Origin of the sequence: Mesorhizobium sp. M0037 (assembly GCF_040323635.1) — a bacterium.
Lineage (GTDB): Bacteria > Pseudomonadota > Alphaproteobacteria > Rhizobiales > Rhizobiaceae > Mesorhizobium.
This window is the reverse complement of sequence record NZ_JAMYVB010000022.1, coordinates 52,685-70,598: the sequence shown is the minus strand read 5'-3', so window position 1 is coordinate 70,598 and position 17,914 is coordinate 52,685. Positions and strand designations below refer to the sequence as shown.

Below are 17,914 nucleotides of genomic sequence, written 5' to 3'. Positions count from 1 at the left end.
AGACGGCTTGCAAGCCGGTCCGGTGCTCAGCGTCCGGTGAAAGCGGATTCCAATGCCTTCAACCAACGCGGGTTTTAGAACGCCCCGTGGTCGGAATTTATTCCGTGATTGCGCCGCCCAGGCCCCCTCCTGGACACACGGGAACCCGTCAGATGACGGATCAGGATGGTGACGTAGCCTCACGCAGCTTGGCGACAAATCCGGTCAAGGTCCGGTGCAGCGACTTCAGCTCCTCGACTTCCAGCGGCATGGCGCAGGCAAGGCCTGCGGATACGTCCTTGATGCGGGCGCGCAGCGCCTGGCCCTTGGCAGTCGGTTCGACCAGCACGCGGCGCTCGTCGGCCGGATCGCGACGGCGGGTGACGAGACCAGCCGCTTCCATCCGCTTGAGCAGAGGCGTCAATGTCGCCGAATCCAGCCCCAGCGCCTCGCCGAGTTCGCCGACCGTGCTCGGCGCATGCTGCCACAGCGCCAGCATCGCCAAATATTGCGGATAGGTCAGGCCGAGCGGGTCAAGCAGCGGCCGATAGAGCTTGGTCATCAGCCCGCTCGCCGAATAGAGCGCGAAGCAGAGCTGCTGGTCGAGGCGCGGAACGGCGATCCTCCCGGCGGTGTCCGCCGGGACTTCGCTGGCCCTGGTTTCGGTCTTCGTCGTCATGCTGCCTTTGCCGGAAGCGCCACGGTCGAAAGCGCCACCTCGACATTGCCTTTGATCGCATTGGAATAGGGGCAAATCTGATGCGCGGCCGATACAAGCGCTTCCGCCGCCGCCTGATCAAGGCCTTTGGTCTCGGCGGCCAGTGCGACACCAAGTTTGAAGCCTTCACCATTGGGAAGCAGGCTGACGGTGGCGCTCACCACCGCATCGTCCAGCGGCAGCTTCTGCTTGCGCGCGACGAAGCGGATGGCGCTTTCGAAGCAGGCGGCATAGCCGACCGCGAACAGCTGCTCGGGATTGGTGGCGCCACCCTGTCCGCCGAGCTCCTTCGGCAAAGCGAGGTCGACCTTCAGCAGGCCGTCGCTGGTCTCGCCGTGGCCGGCGCGGCCGCCGGTGACGCGAGCCTTTGTGGTGTAGAGTGCCATGTCAGTTCTCCATTTGCTTTGTATACGATCATTTAGTGTACAAGATAATTCGAGTCAACAGCCGTGGCGCAACTCTCGGCCGGCAATCGTTCACAGTATGGTGAAACGAAAAAAGGCGGCCGAAGCCGCCTTTTCAAAATCCTTGGACCAGGTTTATTCGGCCGGGGTCGCTTCCGCCGCCTTTGCAGCCTCGTCGGCGGCCTTAGCGGCTTCGTCGGCGGCCTTCTTCTCGGCAGCTTCCTTGGCGGCCGTCTCGGCGGCCAGCGCCTGGGCAGCGGCAACCTTCTCGGCTTCGATGCGGGCCTTCTCGGCGTTCAGCGCGTCGCGCTCCTCATCGTTGAGCTTGCGGGCGCGCACGCCGGTGTTTTCCGAAATGCGGGCCGACTTGCCGCGACGGTCGCGCAGGTAATAGAGCTTGGCGCGGCGCACCTTGCCGCGGCGCACGATCTCGACGCCTTCGACCATCGGCGAGTAGACCGGGAAAACGCGCTCGACGCCTTCGCCGTAGGAGATCTTGCGGACGGTGAAATTTTCCTGGAAGCCGGCGCCGGCGCGGGCGATGACGACGCCCTCATAGGCCTGGACGCGGGTGCGGGTGCCCTCGGTCACGCGGACCTGGACGCGCACGGTGTCGCCGGGCTGAAACTCGGGAAGCTTGCGCTTGGCTTCGATCTTGGCGGCCTGTTCGGCCTCGAGCTGACGGATGATATCCATCTCAATAGTCCACTTCTTGTTCTTCCGACAGTCAGAGCGTCCGACACTCGCCTTGCAGTTCCATGGACCGCTCGGCTATGCCCTTTGTCCCCGAGACATCTTGTCTTCGAAACATTGGGCAGGGGCGACTACACCGTCATTGTTGACGGGTCCGGGAGATTTTTCTCGCCAGTACGGGCGGGCACATACAGCTATTTCACTGACTTGTCACGCCTTGGCCCTGTCTTTTTTGGTCGCATGCCACCACGCAATCGTCCAGTGCAGGGTTGCGCCGGCCCTTCAAGCTTCCTAATCCGGGAGCAGCACACTTGTCCGGCGGCCTCACAATGTCTGTTTTCGACGCAGTCCTGCTCTTCCTCGCGGGTTTTCTGTCAGGCGCCGTCAACGCGGTTGCCGGCGGCGGCACCTTCATAACCTTCGGCGCCATGACGCTGGCCGGCCTGCCGCCGATCGTCGCCAACGCCACGTCCTCGGTGACGCAGTTTCCCGGTTACATCACCTCGACGCTGGCTTACTGGACCGACATCAAGCATTTCTGGCGCGGCGCGCTGCTGCTTTGCCTGATCTCGGCTTTGGGCGCGCTGGCTGGTGCGCTCATCCTGCTGGCGCTCTCAAATCCGTCGTTCCGCGCCCTCGTGCCGTGGCTGCTGCTGGCCGCAACCGCCTTGTTCGCCGCCGGGCCGTGGCTGAAACCAACGCCGAAGCCTGGGCATGAAGCCACGGTCGGCTCTCTGGCCGGTTCTCTGGCGCAGTTCGCTACCGCCATCTATGGCGGCTTCTTCGGCGCCGGCATGGGCGTCATGATGCTGGCGACGCTCGGCCTGACGCAATCCGGCGACTATCACCGGCTGAACGCGCTGAAGAACATGCTGGCCGTGGTCATCGCCGCCGTTGCCATACTGGTCTTCGTTTCCGGCGGCGTTGTTGCCTGGCCTCAGGCAATCGTCATGATCCCCGGCGGCGCGCTCGGCGGCTATGCCGGCGTCTGGATCGCAAAGCGCGTGCCGCAAAACGCAGTACGCGGCTTCGTCATCGCCGTCGGCCTGTTTCTCGCCGTCTACTATTTTGCCAAGGGCTGAGCGGCGAGCAAATCCGGCCGGCGCTCCCTGGTCAGCTTCTCGGACTCGGCGCGCCGCCACGCGGCGATCTTCTTGTGATTACCGGAGACCAGCACGTCGGGGATGGGGCGGCCTTCGAACTCCTGTGGCCGCGTGTAATGCGGGTGTTCGAGCAGGCCGTTCTCGAAACTTTCTTCCTCGCCCGACACCGCATTGCCCATGACGCCGGGCAACAGCCGCACAACGGCGTCGAGCAGTACGAGCGCCGCCGGCTCGCCGCCCGACAGGATGAAATCGCCGATGGAGACCTCTTCCAGTCCACGCGCCTCGATCAGCCGCTGGTCGACGCCCTCGAACCGGCCGCAAACGATGACGGCGCCTGGCCCGCCAGCCAGTTCGCGCACGTGCGCCTGCGTCAGCGGCTTTCCACGCGGGCTCATCAGCAAACGCGGCCGCGGATCGCCCGCCGGCGACGTGTGGTCGATCGCCTTGGCCAGCACATCGGCGCGCATCACCATGCCGGCGCCACCGCCGGCCGGCGTGTCGTCGACGGTGTGATGGCGATCGCTGGCGAAGTCGCGGATCTGGATAGCTTCCAGCGACCATGTCCCGACTTCGAGCGCCCGTCCGGCCAGCGACAGGCCTAGCCCGCCCGGAAACATCTCGGGATAGAGCGTCAGCACCGACGCCTTGAACGTCACCGGTTGCCTCCGGCTTCGCGCGGCCCGCGCGGTCGGCCCTTCGCGTCGAAATCTTCTTCGCGCGGCGCGTCGCCATCCTCATCCTCGACAAGGCCGGCGGCTGCCGGGTCGACGCGGAGAAAACCTTCGGCGATCGAAACCTGAGGCACGGCGGCCTGGGTGAACGGGATCAGCACGCCTTTGCGCCCGCCGAGGGTAACGTCGAGAATGTCGCCGCCGCCGAAATTATGCACCGCCACCACCTTGCCGATGACCGCGCCCTTATCGTCGCGGACTTCAAGTCCGACGAGATCGGCGTGGTAGAATTCGTCCTCCTCGCCATCGTCGGGCAGCATCGAGCGGTCGACGAACAGCTCGGTTCCGGCCAGCGTCTCGGCGGCATTGCGATCGGCAATACCCTTGAAGCGCACCACCACGACGGTGTTGGCGGGCCTTATGTCGGTGATCTGGAAAACGCGGCCGTCCTTGGCATAGAGCGGCCCATAATCGGCCAGCGCCATCGGCTCGCCAGTGAAAGTCTTCACCCGCAATTCGCCCTTGATGCCGTGGGCGGCGCCGATCACGGCCATTTGCACGGGGTTCTGGGGCTTCGACATGGCTGATATCCTTTGCCCTGCTCTAACGCCCTACCGGCGTCATTTCAATGACAGGTTCTTCACCGCTTCCTAACCCGGCTGCCTGACAATGGCGGCATGCAGGAATTTCTCATCCCGGCAAAACCCGACCTCCAGGCAGCGCGCGAAAGTTGGCTGAAGATGCTGGCGCGCGAGCGCCGGCTGTCGCCGGCGACCGTCGAAGCTTATGAGCGCGACACGCGCCAGTTCCTGCATTTCCTCACAGGGCATTGCGGCGGCTCGCCTGGTCTTTCCGACATCGCCACTCTCCGCCCGGCCGATCTGCGCGGCTTTCTTGCCGCGCGGCGCAACGCCGGCGCCGGCGCCCGCACGCTCGGACGCGGCCTCGCCGGCATCCGCTCGCTGCTGCGCTTCCTCGAACGGCGCGGTCTCGCCAATGCCGCCGGTGCCGCGGCGTTGCGCGCGCCGCGCCAGCCGAAATCGCTGCCCAAGCCGCTGACCGCCAGCGATGCCAAACATGTCGTGTCGGTGGAAGGCCAGCTGGCTGAAGAGCCTTGGATCGCCGCCCGCAACGCCGCCGTGCTGACGCTGCTTTATGGATCGGGCCTGCGCATTTCCGAAGCGCTGGGCCTCAGCGCCGCCGACCTGGCATCGGAAGCCGACACCGTGCTGCGCGTCACCGGCAAGGGTGGCAAGACACGGCTGGTGCCAGTGCTGCCGGTGGCGCTGCGGGCAATCGCCGAATACCGAAAACTTTGCCCCTATCATCACGACCCCAAGGGCCTGCTGTTTCGCGGCGCCCGCGGCGGGCCGCTCAACCCGGCCATCGTCCAGCGCGACATGGCCAGGCTGCGCTCGGCGCTGAACCTGCCCGACACCGCGACGCCGCACGCGTTGCGCCATTCCTTCGCCACCCATCTGCTCGGGCGCGGCGGCGACCTGCGCACCATCCAGGAACTGCTCGGCCACGCCAGCTTGTCGACGACGCAGGTCTATACCGGCGTCGACACGGCAAGGCTGCTCGAGATCTACGAATCTGCCCATCCCCGCGCGTGACACTGTATAAGTCCAGGACAATTTCCCCACGCCGGTTAACCGTTTCGCCGCTTTTCAGTCCTAGAACCGCACCATGAAACGCGCCCTTGCCATCGCCGACCGCGCGGCCCTTGTGTCGCTGAAGCTGCTCGTCGCGCTCAACGCCCTGTTTTTCCTGTCTTTTCTCGTCGCGTTGCTGCTTGCCATGGGCAAGGCGCATGCCGAAGCCCCGGCCTGCGCCGGCGCCGATCTGCTATCGGCCTTGCAGAAGGAAGACCCCGCCGCCTATGCCAGGATCGAGACGGAAGCAGCAGCGACGCTGAACGGCAAGGGCCTGTTGTGGAAGTTGGAGAAATCAGGCGAAAAGCCGTCCTTCCTGTTCGGCACCATGCACATGACCGACCCGCGCGTGACCACTCTGCCGCCGGCAGCCAGGAAAGCCTATGACGCTGCCGGCACCATCATCATCGAGACCACCGACGTGCTCGACAAGCAGAAGATGATGGAGGCCATGCTCAAGGAACCCGAGCTGATGATGTTCACCGACAACACGACGTTGTCGTCGCTGTTGTCGCCGGAGGATGCGGCGGTGGTGAACAAAGGGCTCGATGCGCGCGGCATTCCGCCGGCGAGCGTCTCCAAGATGAAGCCGTGGCTGCTGTCGGCCATGGTCGCGCTGCCGGTCTGTGAGGTCGCCCGTCAGGCAGGCGGCGCACCGGTTCTCGACGTCAAGCTGGCGCAGGACGCCAAGGCTAATGGCAAGCCGGTGGAAGGGTTGGAGACCGCAGCCAGCCAGCTGCGCGCCATGGCCTCGCTGCCGCTTGCGTTCCACATCAAGGGGCTGGTCGAGACCCTGAAGCTCGGCGACAAGATAAACGACATCAACGAAACCATGATCGTGCTTTACCAGCGCGGCGACACCGGCACCTTCTGGCCGCTGTTGCGTTCGATCTCGCCCGACGAAGACGACGCAGGTTACGCCGAATTCGACCGGACGATGATCACCGGCCGCAACAAGGTCATGGCCGACCATGCCGCACCGATCCTGGCCAAGGGCAATGCCTTCATGGCCGTCGGCGCCATGCATCTTCCCGGCCCCGAAGGCCTGGTCGAGGATTTTCGCAAGGCCGGCTATACCGTCACCGCCGTCGACTGAGCAGCGCCCGTCTTGAATACCGAATCACGTAAGCCCGGCTCTGTGCGGTGCGCAACTGATTCGCAAAGCGGAGGCGGTTGGCCCTATTTTTGGCGGAAAAGGCCAGCTAAGCTCGTTCTACCTCGTTCGTGATTGATTTTGCGGGGGAAATACAGGCCAACAAGCGGTTGCGAATCAGAATTTTCCTGCGTTCGTCAATTTGAAGGCCTAGTATGAACCCGTTCAACGGTTGCGCGTTGAGGGGTGTTGATTGATGCTTTTCATCCACGGAGGACACTTTTATGGCGAACCCTAACGATCCAGCGCCCAGGTCGGGTGGTGGCAGCGGCTGGCTGATTGCGCTGGTCGTCGTCATCCTTGCGATTGTCGCGTACTATGTTTTCGGCAGAAGCGGCGAACATCCTGCGCCCGCAGAGCCGCCGGCAGCCAGCACACCGGCGCCCGCACCTGCACCGGCTGAGCCGATGAAGCCCGCCGAACCGGCTCCCGCACCAGCCCCTGCGCCCGCACCGGCTCCTGCGCCAGCCCCGGCACCCGCGCCCGCTCCGGCGCCGAGCCCGTAATCTGGCCAACTGATCTGGCATCTTGATTCCAGCCAAGAACGGCCCGCTGAAAAGCGGGCCGTTGTGTTTGGGGCACCTATCGGCGAGCGTCGCGATTCTTCACCGCCCCCTCTGTCCTGCCGGACATCTCCCCCTCGAGAGGGGAGATCGGCTGTCTCACGAACAGCGCCGGGTTAGAAACGTGAGAAACTTGAAAGCTCGCGACGCGGCGGTGAAGTCCAATCTCCCCCCTTGAGGGGGAGATGGCCGGCAGGCCACAGGGGGGTGCTGTCCCTCCAGCGTTTCCTTAAATATGGATCGGCTTGAAGAACGTCGCCAGCGCTGCTTCCTTCACCGCTTCCGACATTGTCGGATGCGCGTGGCAGGTGCGGGCGAGGTCTTCGGATGAGCCGCCGAATTCCATCAGCACCGCCGCCTCATGAATCATCTCGCCGGCGCCGAAGCCGACAATGTGGACGCCGAGCACGCGGTCGCTGGCTTTGTCGGCGAGGATCTTCACGAAGCCGTCCGTGTGCAGCATGGCGCGCGCGCGGCCGTTGGCGGTGAACGGGAATTTGCCGCTTTTGTAGTCGATGCCGGCCTTCCTCAGCTCTTCCTCTGTCTTGCCGACCGAAGCGATTTCCGGGCTGGTGTAGACGACGCTCGGAATGACGTCGTAATTCACATGGCCGGCCTGGCCGGCAATGGTCTCGGCCACCGCCACGCCTTCATCCTCGGCCTTGTGCGCCAGCATCGGCCCGGCGATGACGTCGCCAATGGCGTAGATGCCGGCCACGTTGGTCCTGAGATGCCCGTCGGTCTTGACCCGGCCGCGCTCGTCGACCTCGACGCCGGCTTCTTTCAACCCGAGGCTGTCGGAATAGGCCCGGCGTCCGGTCGAGATCAGCACCGCGTCGGCCTCGATGGTCTCGGCCGCACCACCCTTGACCGGCTCGAAGGTAACGGCGGCGCCCTTTTTGGCCTTGGTCACCCCTGTCACCTTGGTGCCGAGCTTGAACTCGAAACCCTGCTTGGAAAGCAGGCGCTGGAACTGCTTGGAGACCTCGCCGTCCATGCCGCCCAGGATGGTGTCGAGGAATTCGACCACGGTGACCTTGGCGCCGAGCCGTGCCCAGACCGAGCCGAGCTCCAGACCGATGACCCCACCGCCGACAACCACCAGATGTCCCGGCACCTTCTCCAGCGACAGCGCGCCGGTCGACGACACGATCACCTTCTCGTCGATGTCGACCTTGACGCCGGGAATGCCGGCGACATCGGAGCCCGTGGCAATAACGATATTTTTCGTCTCGATCTCCTCGACCTTGCCGTCCTCAGCCGTCACCGACGCCTTGCCGGCCGCAACCACCTTCCCGGTGCCACGGAAACTATCGATCTTGTTTTTCTTGAACAGGAAGGCGACGCCATTGACGTTGGCCGAAACGGTCGCGTCCTTGTGCGCCATCATCTTCTTCAGATTGAGTTTCGGCGCCGGTATCTCGACGCCCAGCGCATCGAAGGAATGGCCGGCCTCGGCGAACATCTCCGAGGCATAAAGCAGCGCCTTGGATGGGATGCAGCCGATGTTCAGGCAGGTGCCGCCGAAAGTGGCGTTCTTCTCGACCACCGCGACCTTGAGCCCGAGCTGTGCCGCCTTGATGGCACAGACATAGCCGCCCGGCCCCGACCCGATGATAACGACATCATAAGCCATGTTCGTTTCCCTTAGCTTGGGGCTCAGCGGCCGCCGCTTACATTCAGGATTGCGCCCGTCGTGTAGGACGCTTCATCCGACAAAAAATAGAGAACGGCATGCGCGACTTCATCCGCCGTGCCGGCTCGTTTCATCGGCAGCATGTCGCGGAACCGCTCGACCCGGTCCGGCTGGCCGCCCGAAGCGTGGATCTCGGTGTCGATGATGCCCGGCCGTATCGCGTTGACGCGCACGCCTTCGGTCGCGACTTCGCGCGCCAGGCCGAGCGTAAAAGTGTCGATCGCCGCCTTGGACGCTGCATAGTCGACATATTCGCCGGGCGAGCCGTGTAGCGACGCCGCCGACGAGATGTTGACGATGGCGCCGCCCTGGCCGCCATGCTTGCTCGACATGCGCCGCACCGCTTCGCGGGCGCACAGAAACGAGCCGATGACATTGATGCGCATCATGCGCTCCAGCCGCGCCAGGCTCATCTCGTCGACACGCGCCTTGACGTCGACGATTCCGGCATTGTTGACCAGGGCGTCGAGCCGGCCATAGGCGCTATCGACGGCTTCAAACACGGCGACGATGTCAGCCTCGACGCCGACATCGCCCTTGACCGCTATCGCTTCACCGCCACCGGCCTCGATCTCGGCGACCAGCGCCTGGGCCGCGGCCTCGTTTGCGGCATAGTTGACCGCGACGCGGTAGCCGGCCTTCGCCGCAAGCCGGCAAGTGGCCGCACCAATGCCGCGGCTGCCGCCGGTGACCAGAAGAACTTTCTTCGCCGCGCTCATTCCTGGCAACCTTTCAGCAAAAACACATCCCACGGCAGTTTCGAAAAACCGTTGGAGCCAAAGGCGGACGACATCTGCAACGATGGACCCAGGTCGGGGAAGATCAGGCTCTGCGGCGCGTCCGTGCCTTCGGCCGCCAGCAGCGCAATGTTGCCCTTGTCGTCGGCGCTGTAGACCACGCCCTGCCAGACCGTGCAGGCGGCAAGCTCGTCACCGGTGACGTCGCCGGTCGGGCATTTGTACATCAGCGAGCCATGCGGTCGCGAAACACCGGAGGTCCACATCACAAGGCCGTCGAGCACGATGCCCTTGTCGAGCACCATCTCGAAGGTATTGGTGACGGTGGCCGCACCCATCGTCGGCCGAAAATCGATTCCGGCATCGCTCTCGGCATCGCCATAAACGGCAAGCGCCAGAGGGCAGGCGGCGTGTGCGGGGATCGGCGTCGCCACCGCTGCTGCTAGCGACAGGGCCAGAACACGCTGCGAAATGCGGAAGGACCGGATTGTCATTCGTCGCCCTGAACATCCCGGTCGACAAGGAAGACCGCTGCTAGAAAGTAATCTATCTCAAAGACAATTTTCGCATCCCCGTCCACCGGAATGGTGTTGATCTCATACTTGAGGGTCAAATAGCGGGAGCCTTCCGACAGTTCGATATAGATGTCGCGCTCATCGCCGCCACCGATTGTCCAATTGAACTCAGGCTTGTTCAGGACCTGCAGCGCTTTCGGCAACGCGTGAAATGCAATCGGGTCGTTGCCAGCCAGAATGGTTGGATGTCTTCCCAGATTGAGTGCGAAATCGCCGCGCCAGGTCGCCATCATGCCATTGAGTGCCAAGGCGGTCTTGGAAGGCTCGACGCTGATCGATCGCAAGCGAAAATCGGGGCTGAAGAAGAATTCGCAATTGGCGCCATAGATACACCACGCGGACTCCGTGTCCCCGTGGCGATAATGACCGTCCGCCCGCACATCCTCCGCCTCGATCAGTTGTCGAACCGCCTCACGGCTGCTTTTGCCGAGTTCGAGAGGACCCGCGCGGCCAGTCGTCAGGAGTTCGAAAAGATCGATCGGCTGGGCGGGCTCGGCCATCCCGGATCACTCACAGATCGAGCACCAGCCGTTCGGGATCCTCCAGACTATCCTTGACGCGGACCAGGAAGGTCACAGCTTCCTTGCCGTCGACAATGCGGTGATCGTAGCTCAGCGCCAAGTACATCATCGGCCGGATCACGATCTGGCCGCCGACCACGACCGGCCGGTCCTGGATCTTGTGCATGCCCAAAATCCCGGACTGCGGCGCATTGAGGATCGGCGTCGACATCAGCGAGCCGTAGACGCCGCCGTTGGAGATCGTGAACGTGCCGCCTTGCATGTCGGCGACGGAGAGCTTGCCGTCACGCGCGGCGATGCCCAGCCGGCCGATATCCTTCTCGATCTCGGCAATCGACATTTGGTCGGCATTGCGCACCACTGGCACGACGAGACCCTTTTCGGTGCCGACGGCAACGCCGATATGGGCATAGTTCTTGAAGATGATGTCGGTGCCGTCGATCTCGGCATTGACCGAGGGGATTTCCTTCAATGCGTGCGTAACCGCCTTGGTGAAGAAGCCCATGAAGCCGAGCTTCACGCCATGCTTCTTCTCGAAGATGTCCTTGTACTTGGTCCTGAGCGCCATCACCGCCGACATGTCGACCTCGTTGAAGGTGGTCAGCATGGCGGCGGTCAACTGCGCTTCCTTCAGCCGGCGCGCAATGGTCTGGCGCAGCTTGGTCATGCGCACGCGCTCCTCGCGCGACGCATCGTCGCCCGAGGACGGCGCACGCACGGCGACCGGAGCCGGTGCGGCCTTCGGAATTTCGGCCGGCTGCGACGGCGCGCCCTTGGAAATCGCGTCGAGCACATCGCCTTTCAGCACCTGGCCGCGCTTGCCCGAGCCAGAAACCTGGTCGACCGACAGATTGTTCTCGGCGATCAGCTTTGCGGCAGCTGGCGCCGGCGGCATGGCGCGCGGCTCGACCGGCCCGGCATCGCCGGCAATCTTGGCGGTCTCGGCCGCGGCCTGCTTGGTCGTATGTGCCGCGTCGGGGCTCGACGCCTGCGACACAGCTTGCGGCTTGGTCTCCTGCTTGGACGCCGGGGCGGCGGCAGCGCCTCCAGCCGAGATCGAACCGAGCAGCGCACCGACGCCGACGGTCTCGCCTTCCTTGGCGGTGATCTCGCCCAGCGTGCCGGCGGCGGCGGCAGGCACTTCCACCGTCACCTTGTCGGTTTCGAGCTCGACCAGCGGCTCGTCGACGGCAATGGCATCGCCGACCTTCTTGAACCACTTGCCGATGGTCGCCTCGGTGACGGATTCGCCGAGAGTGGGAACGCGGATTTCGGTAGCCATTGTGCCTGTCCGTTTCTTCTCTGTCTGTTCTATTCGCCGGGTTTGTTCTATTCGCCGAGCGCGTCTTCGAGCAGGGCGGCGAGCTGCGCCAAATGCTTCGACATCAGACCGGTCGCCGGCGATGCCGCCGCCGGCCTGCCGGTGTAGCGCACCCGCTGATGCTTGGCGTCGATATGCGCCAGCACCCATTCCAGATAAGGGTCGATGAACGACCATGCGCCCATGTTCTTGGGTTCTTCCTGGCACCACACCATCTCCGCATTGCGGAAACGCGACAGTTCGGTGATCAGCGCCTTGGCCGGGAAGGGATAGAGCTGTTCGACGCGCAGCAGGTAGATGTCGTTGATGCCGCGCTTCTCGCGCTCCTCGTAGAGGTCATAATAGACTTTGCCCGAGCACAGCACGACGCGGCGGATCTTGGAATCCTTGGTGAGCTTGATCGCTTGGTTCTGCAGCAGCTGGGCATCGTCCCACAAAAGCCGGTGGAACGAGCTTTCGCCCGAAATTTCCGGCAGCGTCGACACTGCCCGCTTGTGGCGCAGCAGCGACTTCGGCGTCATCAGGATCAGCGGCTTGCGGAAGTCGCGCTTCAGCTGCCGGCGCAATATGTGGAAGTAGTTGGCCGGCGTGGTGCAGTTGGCGACTTGCATATTGTCTTCGGCGCAAAGCTGCAGAAAGCGCTCGAGCCGGGCCGAGGAATGCTCTGGACCCTGGCCTTCATAGCCATGCGGCAGCAGGCAGACCAGGCCTGACATTCTGAGCCACTTGCGCTCGCCCGACGAGATGAACTGGTCGAACACCACCTGGGCGCCGTTGGCGAAGTCGCCGAACTGCGCTTCCCAGAGCGTCAGCGCCTTAGGCTCGGCCAGGCTGTAGCCATATTCGAAGCCGAGCACCGCCTCTTCCGACAGCATCGAGTTGATGACTTCGTAGCCGGCCTGTGCCGCCGACAGATTGTTGAGCGGGATGTAGCGGGTCTCGTCGCGCTGGTCGTAGAGCACGGAATGGCGCTGCGAGAAGGTGCCGCGTTCGGAATCCTGGCCGGAGAGCCGGATCGGATTGCCGTCGAGCAGGATGGCGCCGAAGGCCAGCGCCTCGGCCGTCGACCAGTCGATGCCTTCGCCGGAGTCGATCGCCTGGCGGCGGTTTTCGAGGAAGCGGATGATGGTCTTGTGCGCCTCGAAACCCTTCGGCACCTCGGTCAGTTTCTTGCCGATGTCCTTCAGCACCTTGACCGGCACGGCCGTCTTGCCGCGGCGCTGTTCGTCCTGGTTGTCCGCGGTGCGCAGGCCAGACCAGGCGCCGTCCAGCCAGTCGGCCTTGTTGGGCTTGTAGTGCTGGCCGACTTCCCATTCGGATTCCAGATGGGCGCGCCAGTCGGCCTTCATCTTGTCGAGTTCGGCCTGGCTGATATGGCCCTCGGCGATCAGCCGCTCGCCATAGATCTGCACCGTCGTCTTGTGGTTGCGGATGTTGGCGTACATGATCGGCTGGGTGAAAGCCGGCTCGTCGCCCTCATTGTGGCCGAAGCGGCGGTAGCAGAACATGTCCACCACCACCGGCTTGTGGAACTTCATGCGGAATTCGATCGCCACCTTCGTGGCGTGCACCACCGCTTCCGGGTCGTCGCCATTGACGTGGAAGATCGGCGCCTCGATCATCTTGGCGACGTCGGACGGATAGGGCGACGAGCGCGAGAAGCGCGGATTGGTGGTGAAGCCGATCTGGTTGTTGATGATGAAATGCAGCGTGCCGGCGACGCGGTGGCCGCGCAGGCCCGACAGGCCGAGAATTTCCGCGATTACGCCCTGGCCAGCAAAGGCGGCGTCGCCATGCAGAAGCAGCGGCAGCACCTTGGCGCGCTCTTCCAGCGGCACGATCTCCTCGCGGCTGCGGCCGAACAGATAGTCCTGCTTGGCGCGCGCCTTGCCCATCACAACCGGATCGACGATTTCCAGATGCGAAGGATTGGCGGTCAGCGACAGATGCACCTTGTTGCCGTCGAATTCGCGGTCCGACGAGGCGCCGAGATGGTACTTGACGTCGCCCGAGCCCTCGACCTCGTCAGGAGCGGCCGAGCCGCCCTTGAATTCGTGGAAGATGGCGCGATGCGGTTTGGCCATCACCTGGGACAGCACGTTCAGCCGGCCGCGATGCGCCATGCCGAGCACGATCTCCTTCATGCCGAGCTGGCCGCCGCGCTTGATGATCTGCTCCAGCGCCGGGATCAGGCCTTCGCTGCCATCGAGGCCGAAGCGCTTGGTACCCTTGTACTTGACATCGATGAACTGCTCGAAGCCTTCGGCCTCGACCAGCTTCTGCAGGATCGCTTTTTTTCCTGTAGCGGTGAAGGAAATCTCCTTGTCGGCACCCTCGATGCGCGCCTGGATCCAGGCCTTTTCCTCGGGGTCGGAAATGTGCATGAACTCGACACCGAGCGTCGAGCAATAGGTGCGGGTCAGGATCTCCAGCATCTGCCGGATGGTGCCGAATTCGAGGCCGAGCACATTGTCGAGGAAGATCGGCCGGTCGTAGTCGGCTGCGGTGAAACCGTAATTTTCCGGGGACAGCTCGTTATAGTCCTCAAGCGGCTTGGCGATGCCGAGCGGGTCGAGATTGGCGTGCAGATGGCCCCGCATGCGGAAGGCGCGGATCATCATGATGGCGCGCACCGAATCGCGCGTCGCCTGATGCACGTCGGCATCCGACAGCACGACGCCATTGGTGACCGCCTTGTCCTTGACCTTCTTTTCCAGATGCTTCTCGACGATGCCCCAATTGCCGTCCAGCGCCGACACCAGTTCGCCATTGGCTTGCAGCGGCCAGGACGGCTTTGCCCAGGAAGCGCCCTTGGCGTTCTTGCGGACATCGCCGGCGTCGTCCTTCAGCCCGGCGAAGAAGTCCTGCCATTCGGGGTTTACCGACTCTGGATCATCCTCATAGGACGCGTACAGCGCGTCGATATAGTCGGCATTGCCGCCATACAGGAAAGAGGTGAGCGAAAATTGGTCGTTGGCCTGATCTTGTCTTGCCATTTTTGTCCGCGGAGCCTGGCTCCGTCTCCTTTTCAAAAGCGAATAGTGAGTAGCGAATAGCGAGTAGGGATTTTTCCCGGGTCGCGCCGTTGCTCTCTTTTCCCTATTCGCTATTCAGTACTCGCTACTCACTTAGCCTTGATCGCCTCAACCAGCGTCGTGCCCAGACGCGCCGGCGATGGCGATACTTTAATATCGGCCGATTCCATCGCCGCGATCTTGTCTTCCGCGCCGCCCTTACCGCCGGAGATGACCGCGCCCGCATGGCCCATGGTGCGACCGGCCGGCGCGGTGCGCCCGGCGATGAAGCCGGCCATCGGTTTCCTGCGGCCGCGCTTGGCCTCGTCCTTGAGGAACTGCGCGGCGTCTTCCTCGGCCGAACCGCCGATCTCGCCGATCATGATGATCGACTTGGTCTCGTCGTCGGCGAGGAACATTTCGAGCATGTCGATGAACTCGGTGCCTTTGACGGGGTCGCCGCCGATACCGACGGCGGTGGTCTGGCCGAGGCCGACATTGGTGGTCTGGAACACTGCCTCGTAGGTAAGCGTTCCCGAGCGCGAAACAACGCCGACCGAGCCCTTGCGGAAGATGTTGCCGGGCATGATACCGATCTTGCATTCGTCGGGGGTGAGCACGCCGGGGCAGTTCGGGCCGATCAGCCGCGAGGTCGAGCGGTCGAGCCGCGCCTTGACCCTGACCATGTCCATCACCGGAATGCCTTCGGTGATGCAGACGATCAGCGGGATCTCGGCTTCGATGGCTTCGAGGATGGCTTCGGCGGCGCCCGCCGGCGGCACATAGACCACCGAGGCATTGGCGCCGGTCTTTTCCTTGCCCTCGGCAACGGAAGCGAAGATCGGCAGGTTTTCGCCCTTGGCGCTGGTCCAGGTCTCGCCACCCTTCTTGGGATGGATGCCGCCGACCATCTTGGTGCCGTGATAGGCCAAGGCCTGCTCGGTGTGGAACGTGCCGGTCTTGCCGGTCAGGCCCTGAACCAGCACCTTGGTGTTCTTGTCGATGAGAATGGACATCGGAGCCCTTTTCTAAAAACCGTTGATCGAGGAAGGCGAAACGCGCCGGTAGACGCCGCTCACCATGTCTTGCCAGCTGTCGATGCCGGCAGGTTTGAAATGCAGTCGCATCCGGTAGGCATCGACATTGTCGAAAATATACGTCACGCGTGCTGAGCCACGCGGCGACGACCGCTCCAGAACCAGCTCATCGCCGTTCCACGTTCCTGTGGCCGGCGAGGCCGGCACAAAACCCATGGAGTCGAACTGGTGCATGGTGAAGAGCCTGTTTGGCTGGTCGAAGCCGAACACGCTGTGCGAGCCGAACGAGACCGTGCCGTCGCGGCGCTGGCGATAGCGCTGCACCACGAACAGGCCGCCGAACTGTGGCTCTGCCAGCACTTCCGACGCCGCCGGTCCGCCATCGGCCCACTGCGTTTCCGCCACCTCTTCCTCGCCGCGCCAAGCGCCGACCAGTGCCTGCAGGCGCTGGTGATCGGCCGAGAGCGAGGAGAACGCGTTCATGGGTCAGAGCCGCTTCAGGTCGGAGACGGTGAGGTCGCTCTTGGCGTTGCCGGTGTTGAGCGTCGTTGCCGGCTCGAACATCAGCACCACCGGCTCGGCGGTCAGCGACCGCGGCCGATGCTCGACGCCCTTAGGCACGACGATGAAATCACCCTCGCCGAGTTCGACCGGACCGTCACGGAAATCGATGGCGATCTTGCCCCGCAGGACGAGGAAGGCTTCGTCCTCATGCTCATGCGCATGCCAGTCGAAGGTCTCGCCGAACTTGGCGACCTTGGCCTGGCTGTCATTGACGTCGCCGGCGATATGCGGATCGAAGACCTTGGTGATCTTCGCGTCCGCCGCCTCGACGAGGTTTATCATGCGCGGAGGCATTCGCCTTCAGCCCTTCACCGCCGCCACGATCTTCTTGGCTGCGTCGTCGAGATCATCGGCCGACACCACGTTCAGGCCGCTGTCGTTGATGATCTTCTTGCCGAGTTCGGCGTTTGTGCCTTCGAGGCGCACCACCAGCGGCACTTCCAGGCCGACTTCCTTGACCGCGGCAATGACGCCCTCGGCAATGATGTCGCACTTCATGATGCCGCCGAAGATGTTGATCAAAATGCCTTTGACCGCCGGGTCCCTGGTGATGATCTTGAACGCTGCCGTCACTTTTTCCTTGGACGCACCGCCGCCGACATCGAGGAAGTTGGCGGGCTCGGCGCCGTAGAGCTTGATGATGTCCATCGTCGCCATCGCGAGGCCGGCGCCATTGACCATGCAGCCGATATTGCCGTCGAGCGCGACATAGGCGAGGTCGTATTTCGACGCCTCGATCTCCTTCTCGTCCTCTTCCGTGGTGTCGCGCAATTCCATCAGTTCGGGGTGGCGAAACAGCGCGTTGTTGTCGAACGACACCTTGGCGTCCAGCACGCGCAGGCGGCCGTTTTTCATCACTATCAGCGGGTTGACCTCGAGCAGGCTCATGTCCTTCTCGACAAAGGCCTTGTAGAGGATCGGGAACAGCGTGCCGGCATCCTTGGCGGCATCGCCGGTGAGGCCCAGCGCTTCCACCAATATGTCGACGTCGATGGTCGTCACGCCGGCCAGCGGATCGATGGCGCGGGTGATGATCTTTTCCGGTGTGTCGTGGGCGACGCCTTCAATGTCCATGCCGCCCTCGGTCGAGACGACGAAAGCGATGCGGCCGACCGAGCGGTCGACCAGGATCGACAGATAAAGCTCGCGATCGATGTCGGCGCCGTCCTCGATATAGAGGCGGTTGACCTGCTTGCCGGCGGGGCCGGTCTGCTTGGTCACCAGCGTGTGGCCGAGCATCTCATTGGCGTTGGCAACGACTTCGGCAACCGACTTAGCCAGCCGCACGCCGCCCTTTGCGTCGGGCGACAGTTCCTTGAACTTCCCCTTGCCGCGGCCGCCGGCATGGATTTGGCTCTTCACCACATAGAGCGGACCGGGAAGCGCTTGTGCCGCGGCTTCCGCTTCGCTTGCCTTGAACACCGGCACGCCTTCGGCCACCGGCGCGCCAAAGCTCTTCAGCAGCGCCTTGCCTTGATATTCATGGATGTTCATCTGGATGGTCTCC

Annotated in this window: 18 protein-coding genes; 3 read left to right on the top strand and 15 right to left on the bottom strand. The window is 63.5% G+C overall.

Translation table 11 applies throughout. The features are described 5' to 3' along the window. Nucleotides 1-160: 160 nt before the first annotated feature. From NKJ78_RS26605 to rplS, 3 genes are all read right to left on the bottom strand, one after another. Nucleotides 161-658: a MarR family winged helix-turn-helix transcriptional regulator gene (locus NKJ78_RS26605; RefSeq protein ID WP_023683877.1), complete on the bottom strand. Its 498-nt coding sequence runs from the start codon at nucleotides 656-658 to the stop codon at nucleotides 161-163. After that, entirely contained in the window at nucleotides 655-1,083 is a 429-nt protein-coding gene (locus tag NKJ78_RS26600) for an organic hydroperoxide resistance protein (protein WP_352460317.1), read from the bottom strand. The genes NKJ78_RS26605 and NKJ78_RS26600 overlap by 4 nt, the downstream gene beginning before the upstream one ends. Before the next feature lie 153 nt (nucleotides 1,084-1,236). Next, nucleotides 1,237-1,797 carry a 50S ribosomal protein L19 gene (gene rplS / locus NKJ78_RS26595; RefSeq protein WP_023747377.1) on the bottom strand — a complete coding sequence of 187 codons (561 nt, stop codon included), beginning with the start codon at nucleotides 1,795-1,797 and terminating at the stop codon, nucleotides 1,237-1,239. 326 nt (nucleotides 1,798-2,123) lie between these two features. Here rplS and NKJ78_RS26590 point away from each other — a divergent pair, with 326 nt between their 5' ends. Beyond that, on the top strand, nucleotides 2,124-2,876 hold the full coding sequence (locus tag NKJ78_RS26590) for a sulfite exporter TauE/SafE family protein (RefSeq protein ID WP_023683874.1): 753 nt from the start codon (nucleotides 2,124-2,126) through the stop codon (nucleotides 2,874-2,876). Here the strand turns inward: NKJ78_RS26590 and trmD are convergent. Further along, on the bottom strand, nucleotides 2,858-3,556 hold the full coding sequence (gene trmD / locus NKJ78_RS26585; RefSeq protein WP_023726048.1) for a tRNA (guanosine(37)-N1)-methyltransferase TrmD: 699 nt from the start codon (nucleotides 3,554-3,556) through the stop codon (nucleotides 2,858-2,860). The two genes, NKJ78_RS26590 and trmD, sit on opposite strands and share 19 nt — an antisense overlap. Then, entirely contained in the window at nucleotides 3,553-4,152 is a 600-nt protein-coding gene (gene rimM / locus NKJ78_RS26580) for a ribosome maturation factor RimM (protein ID WP_023737996.1), read from the bottom strand. Before rimM ends, trmD begins: the two co-directional genes overlap by 4 nt. A gap of 96 nt (nucleotides 4,153-4,248) precedes the next feature. Here rimM and NKJ78_RS26575 point away from each other — a divergent pair, with 96 nt between their 5' ends. Continuing rightward, the gene (locus NKJ78_RS26575) at nucleotides 4,249-5,187 is read left to right on the top strand and encodes a tyrosine recombinase XerC (protein ID WP_023737997.1); all 939 of its coding nucleotides are present in this window, start codon (nucleotides 4,249-4,251) and stop codon (nucleotides 5,185-5,187) included. Nucleotides 5,188-5,260: 73 nt separating this feature from the next. Then, entirely contained in the window at nucleotides 5,261-6,322 is a 1,062-nt protein-coding gene (locus NKJ78_RS26570; RefSeq protein WP_352460318.1) for a TraB/GumN family protein, read from the top strand. A gap of 849 nt (nucleotides 6,323-7,171) precedes the next feature. Here the strand turns inward: NKJ78_RS26570 and lpdA are convergent. The 10 genes from lpdA to sucC form a co-directional block, all read right to left on the bottom strand. Then, a complete protein-coding gene (gene lpdA / locus NKJ78_RS26565; RefSeq protein ID WP_352460319.1) occupies nucleotides 7,172-8,578 on the bottom strand; it encodes a dihydrolipoyl dehydrogenase in 1,407 nt (468 codons plus the stop codon). A 23-nt stretch (nucleotides 8,579-8,601) separates the two neighbouring features. Next, entirely contained in the window at nucleotides 8,602-9,357 is a 756-nt protein-coding gene (locus NKJ78_RS26560; RefSeq protein ID WP_352460320.1) for an SDR family oxidoreductase, read from the bottom strand. Then, nucleotides 9,354-9,869 (bottom strand): hypothetical protein, encoded by a 516-nt coding sequence (locus NKJ78_RS26555; RefSeq protein ID WP_352460321.1) that lies wholly within the window; start codon nucleotides 9,867-9,869, stop codon nucleotides 9,354-9,356. Before NKJ78_RS26555 ends, NKJ78_RS26560 begins: the two co-directional genes overlap by 4 nt. Continuing rightward, a complete protein-coding gene (locus tag NKJ78_RS26550; protein WP_352460322.1) occupies nucleotides 9,866-10,450 on the bottom strand; it encodes a hypothetical protein in 585 nt (194 codons plus the stop codon). The genes NKJ78_RS26555 and NKJ78_RS26550 overlap by 4 nt, the downstream gene beginning before the upstream one ends. Before the next feature lie 10 nt (nucleotides 10,451-10,460). Then, nucleotides 10,461-11,753, bottom strand: coding sequence for a 2-oxoglutarate dehydrogenase complex dihydrolipoyllysine-residue succinyltransferase (odhB, locus tag NKJ78_RS26545; protein WP_352460323.1), 1,293 nt, complete (start codon nucleotides 11,751-11,753; stop codon nucleotides 10,461-10,463). A 47-nt stretch (nucleotides 11,754-11,800) separates the two neighbouring features. Continuing rightward, nucleotides 11,801-14,788 (bottom strand): 2-oxoglutarate dehydrogenase E1 component, encoded by a 2,988-nt coding sequence (locus NKJ78_RS26540; RefSeq protein WP_023736764.1) that lies wholly within the window; start codon nucleotides 14,786-14,788, stop codon nucleotides 11,801-11,803. A gap of 128 nt (nucleotides 14,789-14,916) precedes the next feature. Further along, nucleotides 14,917-15,822 (bottom strand): succinate--CoA ligase subunit alpha, encoded by a 906-nt coding sequence (gene sucD, locus NKJ78_RS26535; RefSeq protein ID WP_352460324.1) that lies wholly within the window; start codon nucleotides 15,820-15,822, stop codon nucleotides 14,917-14,919. A 12-nt stretch (nucleotides 15,823-15,834) separates the two neighbouring features. Continuing rightward, on the bottom strand, nucleotides 15,835-16,326 hold the full coding sequence (locus NKJ78_RS26530) for a DUF1579 family protein (protein WP_352460325.1): 492 nt from the start codon (nucleotides 16,324-16,326) through the stop codon (nucleotides 15,835-15,837). A 3-nt stretch (nucleotides 16,327-16,329) separates the two neighbouring features. Next, nucleotides 16,330-16,701 (bottom strand): cupin domain-containing protein, encoded by a 372-nt coding sequence (locus NKJ78_RS26525; RefSeq protein WP_352460326.1) that lies wholly within the window; start codon nucleotides 16,699-16,701, stop codon nucleotides 16,330-16,332. Nucleotides 16,702-16,707: 6 nt separating this feature from the next. Then, complete coding sequence (gene sucC / locus NKJ78_RS26520; RefSeq protein ID WP_023687692.1) at nucleotides 16,708-17,901, bottom strand: ADP-forming succinate--CoA ligase subunit beta; 1,194 nt, start codon at nucleotides 17,899-17,901, stop codon at nucleotides 16,708-16,710. Nucleotides 17,902-17,914: the final 13 nt, after the last annotated feature.